This window comes from Trichocoleus sp. AS-A1 (genome assembly GCF_039962015.1).
GTDB lineage: Bacteria > Cyanobacteriota > Cyanobacteriia > Cyanobacteriales > FACHB-T130 > FACHB-T130.
Genome location: NZ_JAMPKG010000012.1, coordinates 1 through 16071, shown reverse-complemented (window position 1 = coordinate 16071; position 16071 = coordinate 1). Strand labels below are relative to the sequence as shown.

General features: G+C 47.5%; 12 protein-coding genes. 6 read left to right on the top strand and 6 right to left on the bottom strand.

Annotated features, from left to right (window positions below; genetic code table 11):
• The first annotated feature begins 38 nt into the window (after nt 1–38).
• Nucleotides 39–767, top strand: coding sequence for a class I SAM-dependent methyltransferase (locus NC994_RS11200; RefSeq protein WP_190437887.1), 729 nt, complete (start codon nt 39–41; stop codon nt 765–767).
• 206 nt (nt 768–973) lie between these two features.
• On the opposite strand, the gene NC994_RS11195 is transcribed toward NC994_RS11200, so the two are convergent.
• On the bottom strand, nt 974–2128 hold the full coding sequence (locus NC994_RS11195) for an acyltransferase (RefSeq protein ID WP_190437883.1): 1155 nt from the start codon (nt 2126–2128) through the stop codon (nt 974–976).
• Between the two features lie 254 nt (nt 2129–2382).
• Complete coding sequence (locus NC994_RS11190) at nt 2383–3327, bottom strand: ABC transporter substrate-binding protein (RefSeq protein WP_190437880.1); 945 nt, start codon at nt 3325–3327, stop codon at nt 2383–2385.
• A gap of 124 nt (nt 3328–3451) precedes the next feature.
• On the opposite strand from NC994_RS11190, the gene NC994_RS11185 reads away from it, so the two are divergent.
• The 3 genes from NC994_RS11185 (at nt 3452) to rpsD (ending at nt 8147) form a co-directional block, all read left to right on the top strand.
• Entirely contained in the window at nt 3452–6994 is a 3543-nt protein-coding gene (locus tag NC994_RS11185) for a PAS domain S-box protein (protein ID WP_190437878.1), read from the top strand.
• A complete protein-coding gene (locus NC994_RS11180; RefSeq protein ID WP_339380773.1) occupies nt 6991–7431 on the top strand; it encodes a response regulator in 441 nt (146 codons plus the stop codon). The genes NC994_RS11185 and NC994_RS11180 overlap by 4 nt, the downstream gene beginning before the upstream one ends.
• A 107-nt stretch (nt 7432–7538) precedes the next feature.
• Complete coding sequence (rpsD, locus tag NC994_RS11175; RefSeq protein ID WP_190414721.1) at nt 7539–8147, top strand: 30S ribosomal protein S4; 609 nt, start codon at nt 7539–7541, stop codon at nt 8145–8147.
• A 61-nt stretch (nt 8148–8208) separates the two neighbouring features.
• On the opposite strand, the gene moaA is transcribed toward rpsD, so the two are convergent.
• Both moaA and NC994_RS11165 read right to left on the bottom strand, forming a co-directional pair.
• Nucleotides 8209–9195 (bottom strand): GTP 3',8-cyclase MoaA, encoded by a 987-nt coding sequence (gene moaA, locus NC994_RS11170; RefSeq protein WP_190437875.1) that lies wholly within the window; start codon nt 9193–9195, stop codon nt 8209–8211.
• A 44-nt stretch (nt 9196–9239) separates the two neighbouring features.
• The gene (locus NC994_RS11165; protein WP_190425720.1) at nt 9240–10703 is read right to left on the bottom strand and encodes an MFS transporter; all 1464 of its coding nucleotides are present in this window, start codon (nt 10701–10703) and stop codon (nt 9240–9242) included.
• Between the two features lie 756 nt (nt 10704–11459).
• Here NC994_RS11165 and NC994_RS11160 point away from each other — a divergent pair.
• Nucleotides 11460–12674, top strand: coding sequence for a pentapeptide repeat-containing protein (locus NC994_RS11160; RefSeq protein WP_190437870.1), 1215 nt, complete (start codon nt 11460–11462; stop codon nt 12672–12674).
• Nucleotides 12675–13494: 820 nt separating this feature from the next.
• On the top strand, nt 13495–14709 hold the full coding sequence (locus NC994_RS11155; RefSeq protein ID WP_190437867.1) for a pentapeptide repeat-containing protein: 1215 nt from the start codon (nt 13495–13497) through the stop codon (nt 14707–14709).
• A 98-nt stretch (nt 14710–14807) separates the two neighbouring features.
• Here NC994_RS11155 and NC994_RS11150 read toward each other — a convergent pair whose 3' ends face one another.
• On the bottom strand, nt 14808–15029 hold the full coding sequence (locus NC994_RS11150) for a hypothetical protein (protein ID WP_190414726.1): 222 nt from the start codon (nt 15027–15029) through the stop codon (nt 14808–14810).
• A gap of 94 nt (nt 15030–15123) precedes the next feature.
• On the bottom strand, nt 15124–16071 hold a 948-nt coding region (locus tag NC994_RS11145; protein ID WP_190437864.1), incomplete at its 5' end, for a DUF4157 domain-containing protein.

The following is a 16071-nucleotide window of genomic DNA, read 5'->3' as shown; positions in this document are numbered from 1 at the left end:
TATTTCCTCGTATTCTCTGTACCTCTGTGGTTTAAATTATGTTTCCTGGAGAAGTATTCGCTAACACCGCCGATTTTGACACTGGGATTCGCCATCTGTTGCCACGCTATGACGATATGCTGGATGCGATAGCGATAGCGCTGACTCGTCAGTTCGCTCTCTGTCTATCTCCTACAACCAAAACCATTCTGGAACTCGGCTGCGGCACCGGCGAACTCAGTTTAAAAATCCTCAACCGCTGTCCTGATGCCCACCTGGTTGCTGTAGATTACTCTCCTCGGATGATTCAGTTTGCACAAAAGAAAATCCACGCAGCAGGCTATGCAGACAGGTGGACGGGAATTGAAGCCGACTTCGGAGATTGGGCGAATCATGCGCTGGAGGTGGGAGAAAGCTTTGATGCCTGTGTCTCATCCTTGGCAATTCACCATCTCACCGACGAAATGAAGTTGAAATTATTTCAGCGGACTCGTGAAAGCCTCAACCCAGGCGGCGTCTTTTGGAACGCAGATCCCATCCTGCCGGAATCACCAGTGATGCAGGAAATTTACCAAACGGCGCGGGAAGAATGGACATTGCAGCAAGGAACAACGCTGGCGGAAATTCGCAACAAAATTGGTAAGAGCAATCCTCAAGGTTACTCTAGTCAAGATCAATTAGCGACTCTAACCTCCCACTTAGAAATGCTGACAAATTCTGGGTTTACTACAGTGGCTATTCCTTGGAAATATTACGGTTTAGCCGTATTTGGCGGCTTTGTAAGATAAAATTTTAACCCCAATGTATGGTTAGGAATCCTTATCTAACCCTGTCGAGGTGAGAGAAAAATCTGGTAAATCATGCCAATTTGGCAGTATTTTACCTTCGCGTCTTCGTGGTTTAAAAAACAATTTTAGAACTACGAAGACACAAAGCACGCGAAGAAACCCCTCGTCTGTCAACTGGCACATTGAGTGCGGTAACAATCCCAATCCTACTGCTGTAATGCTTGAGTGCCTTTCTCTGCCAAAATTGCTGAGGATAGGGCTGAACGCTTACTTAAGGAAAATAGGTAAGGAAATCTTATCTTTTTTGTTAGCTCATATAACAGGATTGGTAATATCAGACTAAAAATAGTTACCAGAATGATATGTAAAACCACATGATTGATGTGAAGACCTTTTTGGAGGAATATTCGAGTCGCTCCCATTGCTAACATATGAGCTAAATAAATGGGCATCGATAAAAAACCTAGGTAGCGAATAACATCTAATTTTTTTGTTTCTGCCAAGTAGAAAGATATGGCTAGAGTAAATATGATTCCTCCAGATGCCATAAAAAATCTAGTTCCTGGTTGTTCGCTTAAACCAAATTGTAAAAGGGTCATTTGAAAAATGACAAATATCAGCGCGATCGCGCCAATTTGCTGCTTGTTCAATTTATACAAGGTACTCGGAATATTTCTCAAGTCGTTGTGCAACCAGCGTGCCACAATTACCCCAACGACGAAAAACACAAACATACTCATGAATTTAGTCAGAATTTCGCTAGGCGCATAGGGATTCAGCAAGTAAATTAAAATAGAGAAAGAAAACAATATATATAGATTGATAAATTTTCGAGCGATCGCAAAGACTAAATAAGACGCAAATAAAACATATAAGAACCAAAGAGTAATTAAAGGAATGGGGTTAAAAGCCATGTAAAATGGTAAATCTTTAAACTGCAATTTAATGGGATTATTCGTATGGGTTGACATCAAAACCAAAATACTACCTTGGATAACAGACCAAAGTAAGTAGGGATACACAATTGTATTGAATTTATCCCCCCAGAATTTCTTCTTACCCTTCAATAAGCTTTTTTCTACAAATAAACCGGAGAGAAAAAAGAAAAGTGGCATATGAAAGCTAGAAATAAAATTAAAAGAGTAATCATGAAATAAATCATGCATTCCCATTCCAGCATTTTTTAAATTGGTCAAAACATGGACATAGACAACTAAAATGATGCCGATGCCTTTGGCATAATCAATCCAGTCAAGTCTAGTGCATGATAACGGTTCCGGCTTGCTTGGTAAAATTTGTAATTCTTCGACAGGCTTCATAATCTTGGTAGTTCCCCTTAATTGCAGTGCTGCATAATTCATGGAACCAGCAATGCCTGTTTTATAAAGTCAAGGATATAGCTTCCGTAAAGACTACAGAAATCCGATATTTCCGTTGTCATGCTACGTGCAACTTCTTTGCAAGTTCCGCAGCGAGTCAGACGAAAAAATCAACCCTCAGCTAGATTCGGGCAGACACACCTTCAGGTAACAGCACTTCTAAACTACTATCTTCATCAGGATAGTAGAGAGAGGTCAGCCCTAAGATAGATTTTTTTGTGAAGAAAGTATGGAGTCTATACCGGAGAATGATTTAATAAGCACTCCCAGCCAGTACCCTCGTATCCAAAATGGAAGCTTTCGGGATGCAGAATTTCGGCTAAGATTTCCAGAGAATCTACCAAACGGGGACCGGGACGGTTGAAGTAGGCGTTACCATCGGTGATGTAAACCCTGCCGGTTTGTACCGCTTGTAAGCTTTGCCATTCGGGATGTTGGAGTAGCGGCATTGCCTCAGCACGAGTGCGGTTTAAATCGAAGCCACAGGGCATGAAGATAATGGCAGCCGGGTTAGAGGTTGCGATCGCTTCCCACTTCAACCACGGCGAATGTTCACCCTCAACACCGAACAGAGATTGACCTCCAGCCATTTTGACTAATTCAGGAATCCAATTTCCCGCTGCCATCAGGGGATCGATCCACTCGATACAGGCAACTGTAGGACGGGCGCTGTCAGGAAGTGCTTGCGTCTTTTGCACGCAAGCGTCGATGCGAGACTGTAACCCAGCTAGCACGGGTGGCGCAGCGATACCCAAGGCATCAGCGACTCGTTGAATATCTGCCCAGACATCGCTTAAAAAATTAGGCTGTAAGGAAATAATCTGCGGCTGAGAGTGCGTGAGCGTAGCAACCGCTTGCTCGACTTCTGAGAGGCTGACAGCACAGACTTCACACTGAGCTTGAGTCAAAATGTGGGTGGGTTGCAACTGTTCCAGAACGTCGGTTTTGACTTGGTAAACACTCAGAGCAGATTGCAACAAATCTGTAACGCGATCGTGAATTTCCGGACTGGTGCCTTCGGGGTTAAATTTGGGCTGGGTGCAGACGGGCAAATTTTGGATTTCTGGCGGATAGTCGCATTCATGCGATCGCCCGACAATCGCCTGAGTTAGCCCCAAGATCGCTAAAATTTCCGTAGCGCTGGGAATCAGAGAGACAATTTTTAGGTTTGAATGAGTCACTTTTCCAACTCCTTTAGCAGCCTCGATCGAGAACTCATCATCAATTCTTGCTATCAAACAGTTCCAGGATGGCGCTGACGCCGTTAAAGAAAACAGCTCCTTTGGTTAGGGCTAAACCACGAATATGCCTCAATCTCATTCTCGTCTACTTTCTTTCCTGCAAATCGCGTCTCCAGCTGCGATCGCGATCGCGTTTCCACTTGGCTGTTTGGTGATGCTCGATTGGCTGTTCGAGCTTCCTTTCCTCAAGAATGTATTTCCACAGCACTGCCACAGCGACATCGGACTGGCAATTCTTGGAGTGATGAACGCGGTGGTTTTTGGCATCCTGGTTTGGTGGAATGATAAAGCATTAAAAACCATAGACTCCCAACGGCAACAAGCAGAAGAAGAACTGCGCCAACTCAATGCAGAACTAGAGGAGCGAGTCGAGCAGAGTACGGCACAATTGAGGCAAGCCAACGAACAATTGGCAAGCGAAATCGCCGAACGCAAGCAAGCAGAGGTGACACTCTCTCACCGCCAGCAGGAATTCAAAGCCGTGCTTGAAAATGCGCCCGATGCGATGATGCGTCTTGACAGACAAATGCGTTATGTATATGTCAATTCATTTGTCGAGCGGAGCACGGCAATGCCCGCGCAGGCATTCATCGGCAAGACTCCTGAAGAAGCTGGCTCACCCAAAGAGTTGTGCCAGCTTTGGGAAGATACCCTGCGGATGGTTTTTGAAACAGGTCAAGAACAAGCGATTGAATTCCAGACTGTCACGGTAAACGGATTCCGCAACTTTCAATCGCGTGTGGTTCCGGAGTTTAACCAGCAAGGTGAAATCGAAACTGCCTTGGTTGTGAGCCGCGACATCAGCGATCTCAAACGCGCCGAGGCAGCTCTCCAAAAAGAACGAGAATTCTTAAAAGTATTGCTAGATAACGTAGAAGCCGGAATCGTTGCTTGTGATGCCAACGGTGTCCTGACTCTGTTTAATCAGGCTTCACGAGCCTTTCATGGCTTGCCAGAACAACCGCTTCCGGCTGAGCAGTGGGCAGAATACTACGATTTATATATGTCCGACGGCAAAACGCCTATGAAGCGGGAAGATATCCCGCTGTTTCGAGCGTTACAAGAGGAGCATATCCGCGATGTAGAAATGGTCATCGCCCCAAATTCAGGCAAAGTTCGCACCTTATTAGCTAGCGGGCAGGCATTTTTTGATTTGCAGGGAACCAAGCTGGGTGCTGTTGTTGCCATGCACGATATCACCGAGCGCAAACGAGCCGAGGAGGCACTGCGAGAAAGCGAGGAACGGCTACAGGCAATCGTGGATAATTCCACAGCGCTGATTTATCTAACGGATATTCAGCACAGAATCCTGCTGATCAACAACAGGTTTGAAGATTTGTTTCACATCAATAGAGAGCAGCTCCTCGGTAAAAGCCTGTACGATATCTGGCCGTTTGCGATCGCTGATGCCTTTGTCAAGAATAACCAAAAGGTACTCACTGCCAAAATTCCGATAGAAATTGAAGAAGTTGCCCCTCACGACGACGGGTTACACACCTACATTTCGATTAAGTTTCCCCTTTATGACGCTAGTGGCGTTGTTTATGCCGTTTGTGGAATTTCCACCGACATCACCGAACGCAAGCAGATAGAGGAACACATTCGCACCCTGAACGCCGATCTTGAGGAGCGAGTGAACGAGCGGACAGCAGAGCTAAGGCTGATCAACCAAGCATTGCAAAGTGAAATCAGCGAGCGTCAGCGGGCAGAAGAAGAACGCGCCCAACTCTTGCTCCGCGAACAGGAAGCTCGTGAATTAGCCGAAGCAAGCGAACAGCGCTATCGCTTTCTCGCTGAATCCATCCCGCAGATAGTCTGGACTGTAGACTCAGATAGTGATTTCGATTACGTCAATCAGCGCTGGGTTGATTACAGCGGATTAACCCTCTCACAAAGCCAGGGTGACGGATGGTTCTCTGTCCTACATCCGGACGATCGGCTGGTGTCGATACAGCGGTGCCATCAATCTGCGGAGGCGGGCGAGAGTTACGAAATCGAAAATCGCTTCAAACGGGCTGCGGACGGACAATATCGCTGGCACCTAACTCGCGCAGTGCCGATGAAAGATCCTACCGGACGAATCGTTAAGTGGTTCGGCACCTGCACAGACATCGACGACCAGAAACATACGGCGGAGGCGCTGCGAGAAAGCGAGGCGCGGTTGCAGGCGATTCTAGATAACATTCCGGCAGTTATCTATCTCAAGGACACTGAGGGCAAGTTTATTTTTATTAATCACCAGTTTGAAATTCTTTTTCATATTGATGGAGAAAAGGTTAAAAGCAAGACTGATTACGATCTCTTCCCCAAAGAAATGGCGGATGTATTTCGGGCGAACGATCGAAAGGTACTCGAAGCCAGAACTGCTGTGGAGTGGGAAGAAGTTGTGCCTCAAGATGACGGACTACACACGTACATTTCGACTAAGTTTCCCCTGTGCGACGCGGCTGGAGTTCCTTATGGAGTTTGCGGCATCTCCACCGACATCACCAAACGCAAACGAGCCGAGGAGGCATTACAAGAAAGCGAAGCTCGGTTTAGGCGCGTCGTTGAATCCAACATGATTGGGATTCTCTTCTGGGATGTGTCAGGTAACGTTACAGAAGCCAACAACGCCTTCTTAGAGATGGTCGGGTACACGCGGGAGGATCTGCTTTTAGGGAAAGTGGATTGGAAAAAGATGACTCCTGTGGAATATAACTATCTCGATGAAAAGGGCATCCAGGAGCTAGCCGTGACTGGGATTTGTAGCCCCTTTGAGAAGGAATATATTCGTAAAGATGGCAGCCGTATCCCTATTTTGATCGGCGGTGCGACCCTGGAAGGACATCAAGATAAAGGTGTGTGCTTTGTCATTGACATCACTGAGCGTAAGCGGATGGAGGAGGCTCTCTTCAAACAAGCACAGGAACTCGCTCGTTCTAATGCGGAACTGGAACAATTCGCTTATGTAGCTTCCCATGACTTGCAGGAACCGCTGCGAATGGTTGCCAGCTACACCCAGCTTCTGTCTCGGCGCTACAAAGGGAGACTGGATGAGGACGCCGACGATTTTATTGATTTTGCCGTCGATGGTGCGAACCGGATGCAACGGCTGATTCAAGATTTGTTGGAGTATTCGCGCCTGGGAACGCGAAGTCGGGAATTTGAGATGGTGGATTGCGATCGCTCTTTTGAGGAAGCGATCGCGAATCTGCAAATTTCGATCGCCGAAAATAATGCCACCATTACCCGCGATCCCCTACCCTCGGTGAGGGGGGATGCGACTCAAATCGGGCAGCTGTTACAGAACTTAATTGGGAATGGAATCAAGTTTCGTAAAGATGCCCCCCCCCAGGTTCACGTTTCCGCTCAAACAAGCGAAAATGAATGGGTCTTCTCAGTCCGCGATAACGGTATTGGGATTGCCCCAGCTCATCAAGCACGAATTTTTGTCATTTTTCAACGTTTGCACGCACGCGAAACCTATCCTGGTAACGGAATTGGTTTAGCTATCTGCAAAAAAATCGTCGATCGACACGGTGGGCGGATCTGGGTGGATTCTGAATGGGGACAGGGAAGTGTATTCTACTTTACAATTCCCAGAACAGGAGAGAACCCAAAGTGAATCTGGGTAATAGACCCGTAGAAATCCTGCTAGTTGAAGACAATGAGGGTGATATTCGGCTCACCCAAGAAGCATTTAGAGACAGTCAGGTTGGGAATCACCTGAATGTTGTCCGGGATGGTGTTGAAGCGATCGCCTTCCTCAAAAGAGAAGAAAAGTATGCCAATGCCGTTCGTCCTGACATTATCCTCCTTGACCTCAATTTACCGAAGCGCAACGGTATTGAAGTGTTGGCAGAAATTAAGCAGGATGACCAGCTTAAAAGGATTCCCGTCATCGTTCTGACCTCCTCCCAAGCCGAACCAGATATTCTCAGCAGCTACGATTTACATGCCAACTGTTTCATCAGTAAGCCGATTGACCTAGATCGGTTCCTGCGGGTGGTGCAGTCAATCGAGGACTTCTGGCTCACTATCGTCAAACTCCCCCCAGAATAGAAAAAGCGAACCAAAAAATATTTTTCGGATCACTTTAAATTTCTCCTAAATTGGGCTTACAATGATAGTTTTGGTTAAAGTCTGAAGGGTACACAAGAGGAAGCTATATGTCCCGATATCGAGGCCCACGCCTCAGAATTGTGCGTCGTCTGGGCGATCTGCCCGGTTTAACTCGCAAATCAGCCCGCCGTGCATATCCACCAGGACAGCATGGTCAAGCCCGGAAGAAGCGCTCAGAGTATGCTGTCCGACTAGAGGAAAAGCAGAAACTCCGCTTCAATTATGGCTTAAGTGAAAAGCAGCTGCTGCGTTACGTGCGGAAAGCACGTCGCGCCACGGGTTCCACGGGTCAAGCATTGCTGCAACTGTTAGAAATGCGTCTGGATAACACCGTTTTCCGGATGGGGATGGCTCCCACGATTCCTGGGGCGCGTCAGCTAGTCAATCACGGTCATGTGTTGGTGAATGGTCGTGCGGTGAATATTCCCAGCTATCAGTGCCGTCCGGGAGAGGTCATCAGTGTCCGAGATAAGGAAGGATCTCGCCGGTTAGTGCAACAGAACCTGGAATATCCAGGTTTGGCAAATATGCCCAGCCATCTAGAGTTTGACAAAACCAAGATGACTGGCAGAGTCAACGGCGTGATTGAGCGCGAATGGATCGCGCTGCAAATCAACGAACTGCTGGTGGTTGAGTACTACTCACGCCAAGCTTAAGATAGTTTTGAGTTTTGAGTTTTGAATAATTCAGGACTCATTCAAAACTCAAAATTATTTTTTAGCCCCCAATTTGCGACATGGTGCGGCTATACGCACCAGTCGTGCCAGCATCTCTCTGCTTATAGTTAATCTCTGGTTTCATTAACAGCAATTGCTGCACTTGATTGCGGAGTTCGGCTGTATTAACACCGGCGCGGAGGGCGGTTTTTAGGTCAATTTGACCCGTCTCATTCAGCAGACAGGGACGCAACCAGCCATCCGCAGATAGACGCATCCGGTTACAGCGATCGCAAAAACACTCGGACATCTGACTAATAAATCCTAGCGTCCCTTTAGCTCCGGGAATCTGGAAGACATCGGCGGGACCGTTACCCCGAACAAAAGATTCTGTCAATCCAAAGATGTCGCGGATGCGTTGGCGCAAATCGGCGGATGCCACCCAACCATTTCCGACAAATAACCGATCGTTGCCAATTGGCATAAACTCAATAAACCGGACGTGCCAATGCCGGTCAATTGTTAACGCAGCGAGATCCAGCACTTCTTGGTCGTTCACACCGGGAATGACCACCACATTCAGCTTCAGAGGATCGAACCCGACGCGATGGGCGGCTTGAATTCCGTCCCAAACTTTCTGCCACTGAGAACGACCGCGATTGCCGATAATTTTGTCAAAGGTTTCGGGATTGAGCGAATCCAGACTGATATTCAGGCGTCGCAACCCGGCGTCGTAGAGTTGTTGGGCGATTGGGGCGAGTAAAAACCCGTTGGTGGTCATTGAGAGGTCTTGCGTGTCCGGCAGGGACGCGATCGCCTCCACCAACTCCACCACCCGCGGACGCAGTAGCGGTTCGCCCCCAGTTAGACGAAATCGAGTAAATCCTACCGGGATAAATACCTCTTCGATCAGGGTGAGCAATTCTTCATCAGTTAACAGCTGTTGCTGCAAAATGTAGTCAAGCTCAGCACCCTCCGGCATACAGTACTGACACCGGAAATTGCAGCGGTCAATTAAGCTAATCCGAAGGTAGTCTACCTGATTCATGTTTTTTTGGGGTTGATGAGAACACCAACCCCTAACCCCTACCTTTATTCTGATCCATTTGTCAGTGGATCTACAGTAATTGGGGCCCGAAGCGGCACAAGTTGCAGTTTCGGCGAAATGAGCGATCGCCAAACCTTCCGAATCGGATGACTGCGATGCTCCTTGACAAAGACTAAAGGCAGGATAGCCACAAGTCGTAAAACAGCAGACAGAGCAAACACGGTTGGCAAGCCACCGAAATTGTCCAACTCAGCCAGAAATCCCCCGACAGTCGTTCCCAGTGCGCCACTGACACCCGCAACCGCCGCAGCGATCGCAAAGTAAGCAGATTGATGGCGTCCTGCTGCCACAGCCATTTGCAAATTGTTCGTACACAAGTCAATCGCTGCCCAGGTGCCACCCATGAATAGGTGTAAAAGCGGGAACCAAACCCAAACCGAAACTGGGTCAGCCCCCAGCCCCAGCCAGAGTAAAGGTGTCAGTGCTGCCAACACCCCCACAAATACCAGAAGCGGACGATTCCCAATTCGGTCTGCCAGCTTCCCCCATACCACCATCATTACCAAGGTAGCCGCCGCCGTTAAGCTGCTATAGAGCGTTACCCAGCTGACATCGATATTCAGGTTGTCCAGCAGATAGAGACCGAAGAAAGGAGTGCAGATATTAACCGCAAATGCCCAAAAGCTAAAGTAAAGCAGAAACCTGACAAAATTGCCATTTTTGAGCAGAGCGATCGCAGTTCCCCAACGCTCAGTTTCCCCTGCCTCATCAGCAGTGCCGTGCTGCGTCTGGGGATTCACATCCACCATGAAAAACTGACAGCCCAAACTAATTAACCCAATGATGACTCCCAAGAACAAGACCACACCGTATCCCTGAAGCGGCCCGCCAGGCCAAACCGACACGGCTAGACCGAGCAGCGGTACGGAGAGCAGAGTGGTCAAGCTGATAGCACTGTTGCGAAAGCCAAAATATCGCCCCCGCAACTGTTCCGGAACCAACGCCGCCATCCAGCTGAGCCAGTTAGCACTGCCCAAGCTGCCAATGATATTGGTTGCCAAGACGATTGCTAATGTCCAGCTGACCAGGTTGGGCGAATCCGTTGGGTGCCAGCAACTCCAACCAATTCCTGCCACTAAAATTAGCCACAGCAGCCGCGACGGGCCGTAGATCCAGACATTAAACCAGTGGCGACTGATGGTTCGTTCTGACAGATACGCTCCTAGTGGTTGCAGCAAATTCACCAGCATGGGGACGGACGACAACATCCCAATCTCCATTGGGCTTGCACCTAATTGGAGTAAGAAATTACTGAGCAGGACGCCGCCGGTAATGCCGCCAAACACGACAGCAAAGACAGCATCCCAAGTAGACGCTTTTAGGCTAGACCGAATTACCTGTTTGGAAAGTTTGGAAGGTGAATTGGAAGAAACTACCAGCGGGGAAGCGGCGGGAGTTTCTAAAACCTCCAAAGCTGGAAGAGATACGGTTTCAGCTGGGACTTGCAACGGTAAACTCCTCGACTGGTTTAGATAGGCTGGAATAGGGAACCACTGACTTTGTCTCTATTAAAGAACCCTCTTGCCGACAGCACGGACGACAGCCTTGTCTGTCTTGGCTCGAAGATGGACGTTTTAGAAGGATAGACTGAGAATTCTAGGTTGGGCAGCTTCCCGCAGTCAGATAACTTTCTCAATCCTTTGAAACAAACATTCAAAATAATTAAATCTCTCTGCCGCTAGTTAATAAATGTTAGCAATTGTGTATCAGACCAGTGGACGTAAAACCAATACATCTTCACTTAACCTTTCCCCTAGAAAAGGCTGATTTCGTGGTTTCCCCTGGCCTTGTAAGGAAGGATTCAGGGGTTAGATTTGTCTGAGTGGAGGAAAATTGAGCGCCAAACTTTTCTCCCTTAAACATCCCTTTCCCACTTTTTCTACCCAAAGACGGACTGGCGAGTAACAGCACTTGAAATCTCGGTTCTCTTCGTCAGAGTAGAGTCGCTGTCTCTTCTAGGGTTCCCAAGAAACCTCAGTGAATATCTACAAGCCGGCTAATGAATTGCTCGAACTGCCATTGTTCAAAGCCGTTTCTTTCAGAAAACGGCGATTTCAGTAGTCTTTTGAGAATTTGTAACCAGTATCATCTCTATATCAGGGCGCAGGAGAACCGATTTAAACCGCCAAGACATCGTTGGTACCCTTTAGGGGTGCCTAACCAAAAATCATCGCATCTGCCAAAAGAGAGGGGAGCTGAAGTGCATGGCAAACAAGCAACAGCGAGCTTTACTCAAGCAAGGAGTAGAAGCTTGGAATAAGTGGCGTAAATTGAGTCCGGGAATCCCGCCAAATTTAATTGGAGCCGATTTACGCCAGGAAGATTTGGGTGGAGTTAACCTGGCGGGGGCGTCTCTGTGCAGTGCTGACCTGAGTGGAGCCAATCTGATGCAGGCATCTCTGCATCGAACAGACCTTCGGGGTGCGGATTTGAGGGGAGCATCCCTGAGTAAAGCGGACTTGTCAGAGGCAGATATCACTGAAGCTAATCTCAGCGAAGCCTACCTCTTTGAGGCGAACCTGAGCCGAGTAAACCTTGAAGGTGCAGATATGCACTGGGTCTACCTGGGTAAAGCTGATTTGTCTGGGGCGAATTTGGTTGGGGCGAACCTTAGAGAGGTAGATATGCGGGGAGCCAATCTAATCGGGGCGAACCTTCGCGAGGCGGATTTGTTTAAAGCGAATCTAATTGGAGCGGATTTACAAGGAGCCGATCTGCGCGGGACGAATTTGGGTGAGGCTAACTTAATGGGGGCAAGGTTGCTCAAGACTAACTTTGAGAATGCAAACCTAGAGGGTTGTTTAGTTTATGGGATTTCGTCCTGGGGGTTAAAGTTGGAAGGAGCCAACCAGTCAAATTTGGTGATTACTCCGCCAGGTTATCCAGCGATCGCACTGGATAATCTGGAAGTGGCGACATTTATGTACTTGTTGCTGAATCACCAGAAAATCCGCGAGGTTTTTCCCTCAATAGCCTCCAATATCGTGCCGATCTTGGGCAGTTTCAAAGCAGATGGGCGGAAAGATTTTCTGGAGGGGCTTCGCAATGCCCTTCGCCAACATGACTATTTGCCTTTGTCGGTGGAGTTGGAAAAAGCAGCGACGCCGGAACTTGCAGAAGCAATCTCCACCGTAGTTGGGATGGCGAAGTTTATGATTGTGGATTTCACGGACGCTAGCAGCATCCCCCCAGAATTACTGAAAATTCTCCAGGGTATCCCTTTGGTGCCGGTGCAACCGTTAGTGCAAGTGGATAGCGTGGATAGCAAAGAGGTAGCTGTGTTGAAGGAGTTTCAGGAATATCCTTACGCTCAACCCATTTACCAGTATCAGAATCTTGAAGATGCGATCGCTTCTGTAGAAGAAAAAATTATTGCCCCTGCTGAGGCAAAGGCGAATGATTTACTGAGCGGACGTTAGGGATGCCAATCCCTTACCTCTACGATGGCTGACGCTGATTTGATTGTTTGCTGAAATCGCCATCTTGCTTAGAATGTCTTCCGTAACTACGGAAACGGGGTTCGTAGCTAAAACTACAAACTACCGTCTCTATTGGCATGGCACACCTGGTAAGTTTTTCCGGAATTTGCGGGCGCGTGTCGAAAAAAACTGGCAAGGCTCTTGACAAAGCTCTGCTTACTTCGGTGGAAACTGAGTTTTAATTTTACCGAGTAGTTTTTCTAGAATTGCGTACCGAGCGGATGAGCGATCGCGAAGCCGATAACAAAGCGATTAAACTGACAAATGTTTTTCACCTTATCCAAGAACGGCTATAAAGCAATCACAGTATGCTTTTTAGTCTAAATAAAACCCTTGGCAGTATCGCTAAATGCGATCGCTTTTCCCCTCTTCTTCTGCTGTGCCCCCGTAATCTCACGTAGTTCAAAACAAAAGCCTTTTTTGTTGTTATGCATATTATGTTATTTCTGTCTGTATTCTTAGTAACATTTATGGCAAGTTTTATCTTTAAACTCAGTAAATATACTACTTGTTTAAAGATTGTGTAAATATGTACTCTTAATGGTAGTCAGACTCAAGGCGTATTCCTTAAGATATAGATCATCAAATTAAACCATTTACGTGTAATTACGTAGTTACTTAATTTGTTAAATCCAAAATTACAAAATTAGCTGCCTGCAAAAGCGTAAAGTCGCTGGTCGCAATCACTTGAAGTATGTTTGGATATCTGAGTTCAAGTCCTGAATGTTTCTGAATTTAGAGAGGATTTATGGAAAGCTATATGGTAAAAAACAACATAGATTTTAAAACAAACCCGACAGGAATTGAAATTGAAACCCGGTTGAAAAATCGGACAAATAAGCAACAATTGGATCTGCTCAGACAAGGAGTGAAAGCCTGGAATGAGGAAAGACAACAGAATCCTCAAATCCGACCAGACCTAAAGATGGCTAACCTTAAACGAGTCAACCTCAGCACAGCCAATCTCAGCGGGGCAGACCTCTCCTTAGTCAACTTCAGCGGGGCTAATCTGACCTCGGCTAACCTGAGCGGAGCCAACCTTAGCAGAGCCAACCTCAGCGGGGCAGACTTGAGATGGGCAGACCTCAGCGGCGCACTCCTAGATGGGACAGACCTCAATGGCGCACTCTTAAGTGCTGCCAATCTCAGCAAGGCAAAATTCAACAAAACCAACTTAAAAGGGGCAGTCCTCAGCGGAAGCAACTTGAGCAATTCAGAAATCAGTGAAGCCAACTTCAGTGGGGCAGACCTGAGATGGGCAAACCTGAGACGAGCAGTTGTCAGCGTGGCAGACTTCCGCAAGACAGACCTGAGATGGGCAAACTTGAGTGAGGCTCAGGTGGTGCGGACAAATCTAGAGGGAGCCAACCTTGAAGAGTGTTCAATTTATGGGATTTCCACTTTGGGATTAAAACTGAAGGGAGCCAAGCAGTTGAGCCTAGTCATCACTACTTTTGGCGAACCCGCGATCGCAGTGGACAATCTGGAAGTTGCCGAGTTTATCAGTCGGCTGCTCAACACTCAAAAAATCCCCGATTTCAATAACACTATCTCTTCTAAAGTCATACTGGTTCTGGGTCGCTGCACGCAGGAGCGCAAGCCAATCTTGGATGCACTTCGCAAATATAACTATTTGCCGGTGGTTATAGACTGCGAGACATCGACAAGTAAAGACCTGACGGAAACCATCTCGACGCTGGCTCAAATTTCGCGGTTCATCATTGCCGATCTCACCGATCCTAGAAGTATTCCTCAAGAATTGCACGCCATTATTCCAAATCTGCAATCGGTGCCGGTGCAGCCATTGCTACATACTTCAGCCCAGAAAGAATACGCGATGTTTGAAGATTTCCAACGCTATCCTTGGGTGTTGGAAACATATTGGTATAACGCTTTTGAGGAAGCGATCGCCTCTTTCAAGAACAAAGTCATTGTCCCTGCTGAAGCGAAGGCAAGGGCTTTATTAGGCGGTTGATTCAGATCGGTGGCAACTTGCGATAACAATCATTTGATCGATCGTCATCTTCTACCTGATACCTTACCCCTGCACGATGATTGCAGGGGTTTTACTGCCTATGATGCTTGTTGACGCAGTTTTTCGACATACTGCTCAAACTCTTGCTCAGAAACATAATCTATTTCCCCGTCTCCCAAAGTAATCTTTGAAAGATACTGCATTGCACGCTTAAACTCGCCAGTATCCCACTCATAGGCAAGAACATCCATGCCCCCGTCTTCCGTCTCGATTGCTTTAACGGGTCGATCTCCTACAATGCAGTAGAGTGGTAAGTCCATAATATGATGATCCGCTAGTTAACTTGATTCGCTGCTTGTACCGATTCTATTGAGTGCATAGCGACATTACTTTGAGTTATTCAGTCAATGTCAATCATCCACCCGCGTTCGCTAAAGCCTGATCGTAAAGTGCTTTTGCTTCTGCATTAAGCTGATCAATTTTTGCTTTTTCTTCTGAGCTTAAAGCCCGATCGGCTGTTTGAGCTGCTGCCTCTATTTTCCGAACCTCTTCATATATTTTATGCCCTGCACCTGACTTAACCTCTAGAATTTGGGTTAGATGGAGTTGCAATTCCGCAATATGACCATTTGATAGCTGAACGTTTAGAAGAATATCGCGATAGCCAGCTGGGGTAGGTTGTGCAAAGCGATTCTTTTCTCGCACCAGCGTTAAATTTCTATTGCAGACATCTAGCCCACCCATTAAGTCAGGAAATGACTTGTAAACTATAGAACCGCGTGCAATATCTACTAATTTAGAAACATCCCCCTTGTAATCAGCCATTGTTTTCTCCATTGCTCGTTCTCGCCCTTTTAAGGCTTGAGGTAGCTTTGCCACCCCAGAGGTCTCACTGGCAATTTGAGTGACTTTTTCGTACAGTTCCGGTTGAGCTTCTTCTGCTTGTTTGTAGAGTTTGTCTAAATCTCCTGCCACATCTCCACTAAATCCTGCTGTTGACTGTGCAGGACTTTGATCGCCTTGGCGCTGAATAACGGACTTTTGCTGCGGTTGCAGCGATCGCTGCACTGCACTGCCATTCTGCTGAACAACATGAGTCAGTTCATGGGCAATCAACTCCTGCCCACCCCGGCTTCCCGGCTCATACGCTCCCTCCCGGAAGAAAATATCCTGCCCTGTCGTAAATGCCTTCGCCTGGATTGAGCGATTCAACTGGTTAGATTGAGCATCCGTATGAATCTTCACCCCGCTGAAGTCAGCCCCAAACGCCTGCTCCATCGGTTCGCGAATACTCTGCGCCAGTGGCTGTCCGCTTCCTCGTGCCTGTTGGATGCTTGCTTCAAGATCCGGTGAGGCGGACAT

Excerpts from the sequence above, each read along its gene's own strand:
- NC994_RS11200 (WP_190437887.1), top strand. The coding sequence starts at position 39 with ATGTTTCCTGGAGAAGTATTCGCTAACACCGCCGATTTTGACACTGGG.
- NC994_RS11195 (WP_190437883.1), bottom strand. The coding sequence starts at position 2,128 with ATGAATTATGCAGCACTGCAATTAAGGGGAACTACCAAGATTATGAAG.
- NC994_RS11185 (WP_190437878.1), top strand. The coding sequence starts at position 3,452 with ATGCCTCAATCTCATTCTCGTCTACTTTCTTTCCTGCAAATCGCGTCT.
- rpsD (WP_190414721.1), top strand. The coding sequence starts at position 7,539 with ATGTCCCGATATCGAGGCCCACGCCTCAGAATTGTGCGTCGTCTGGGC.
- moaA (WP_190437875.1), bottom strand. The coding sequence starts at position 9,195 with ATGAATCAGGTAGACTACCTTCGGATTAGCTTAATTGACCGCTGCAAT.
- NC994_RS11160 (WP_190437870.1), top strand. The coding sequence starts at position 11,460 with ATGGCAAACAAGCAACAGCGAGCTTTACTCAAGCAAGGAGTAGAAGCT.
- NC994_RS11155 (WP_190437867.1), top strand. The coding sequence starts at position 13,495 with ATGGTAAAAAACAACATAGATTTTAAAACAAACCCGACAGGAATTGAA.
- NC994_RS11150 (WP_190414726.1), bottom strand. The coding sequence starts at position 15,029 with ATGGACTTACCACTCTACTGCATTGTAGGAGATCGACCCGTTAAAGCA.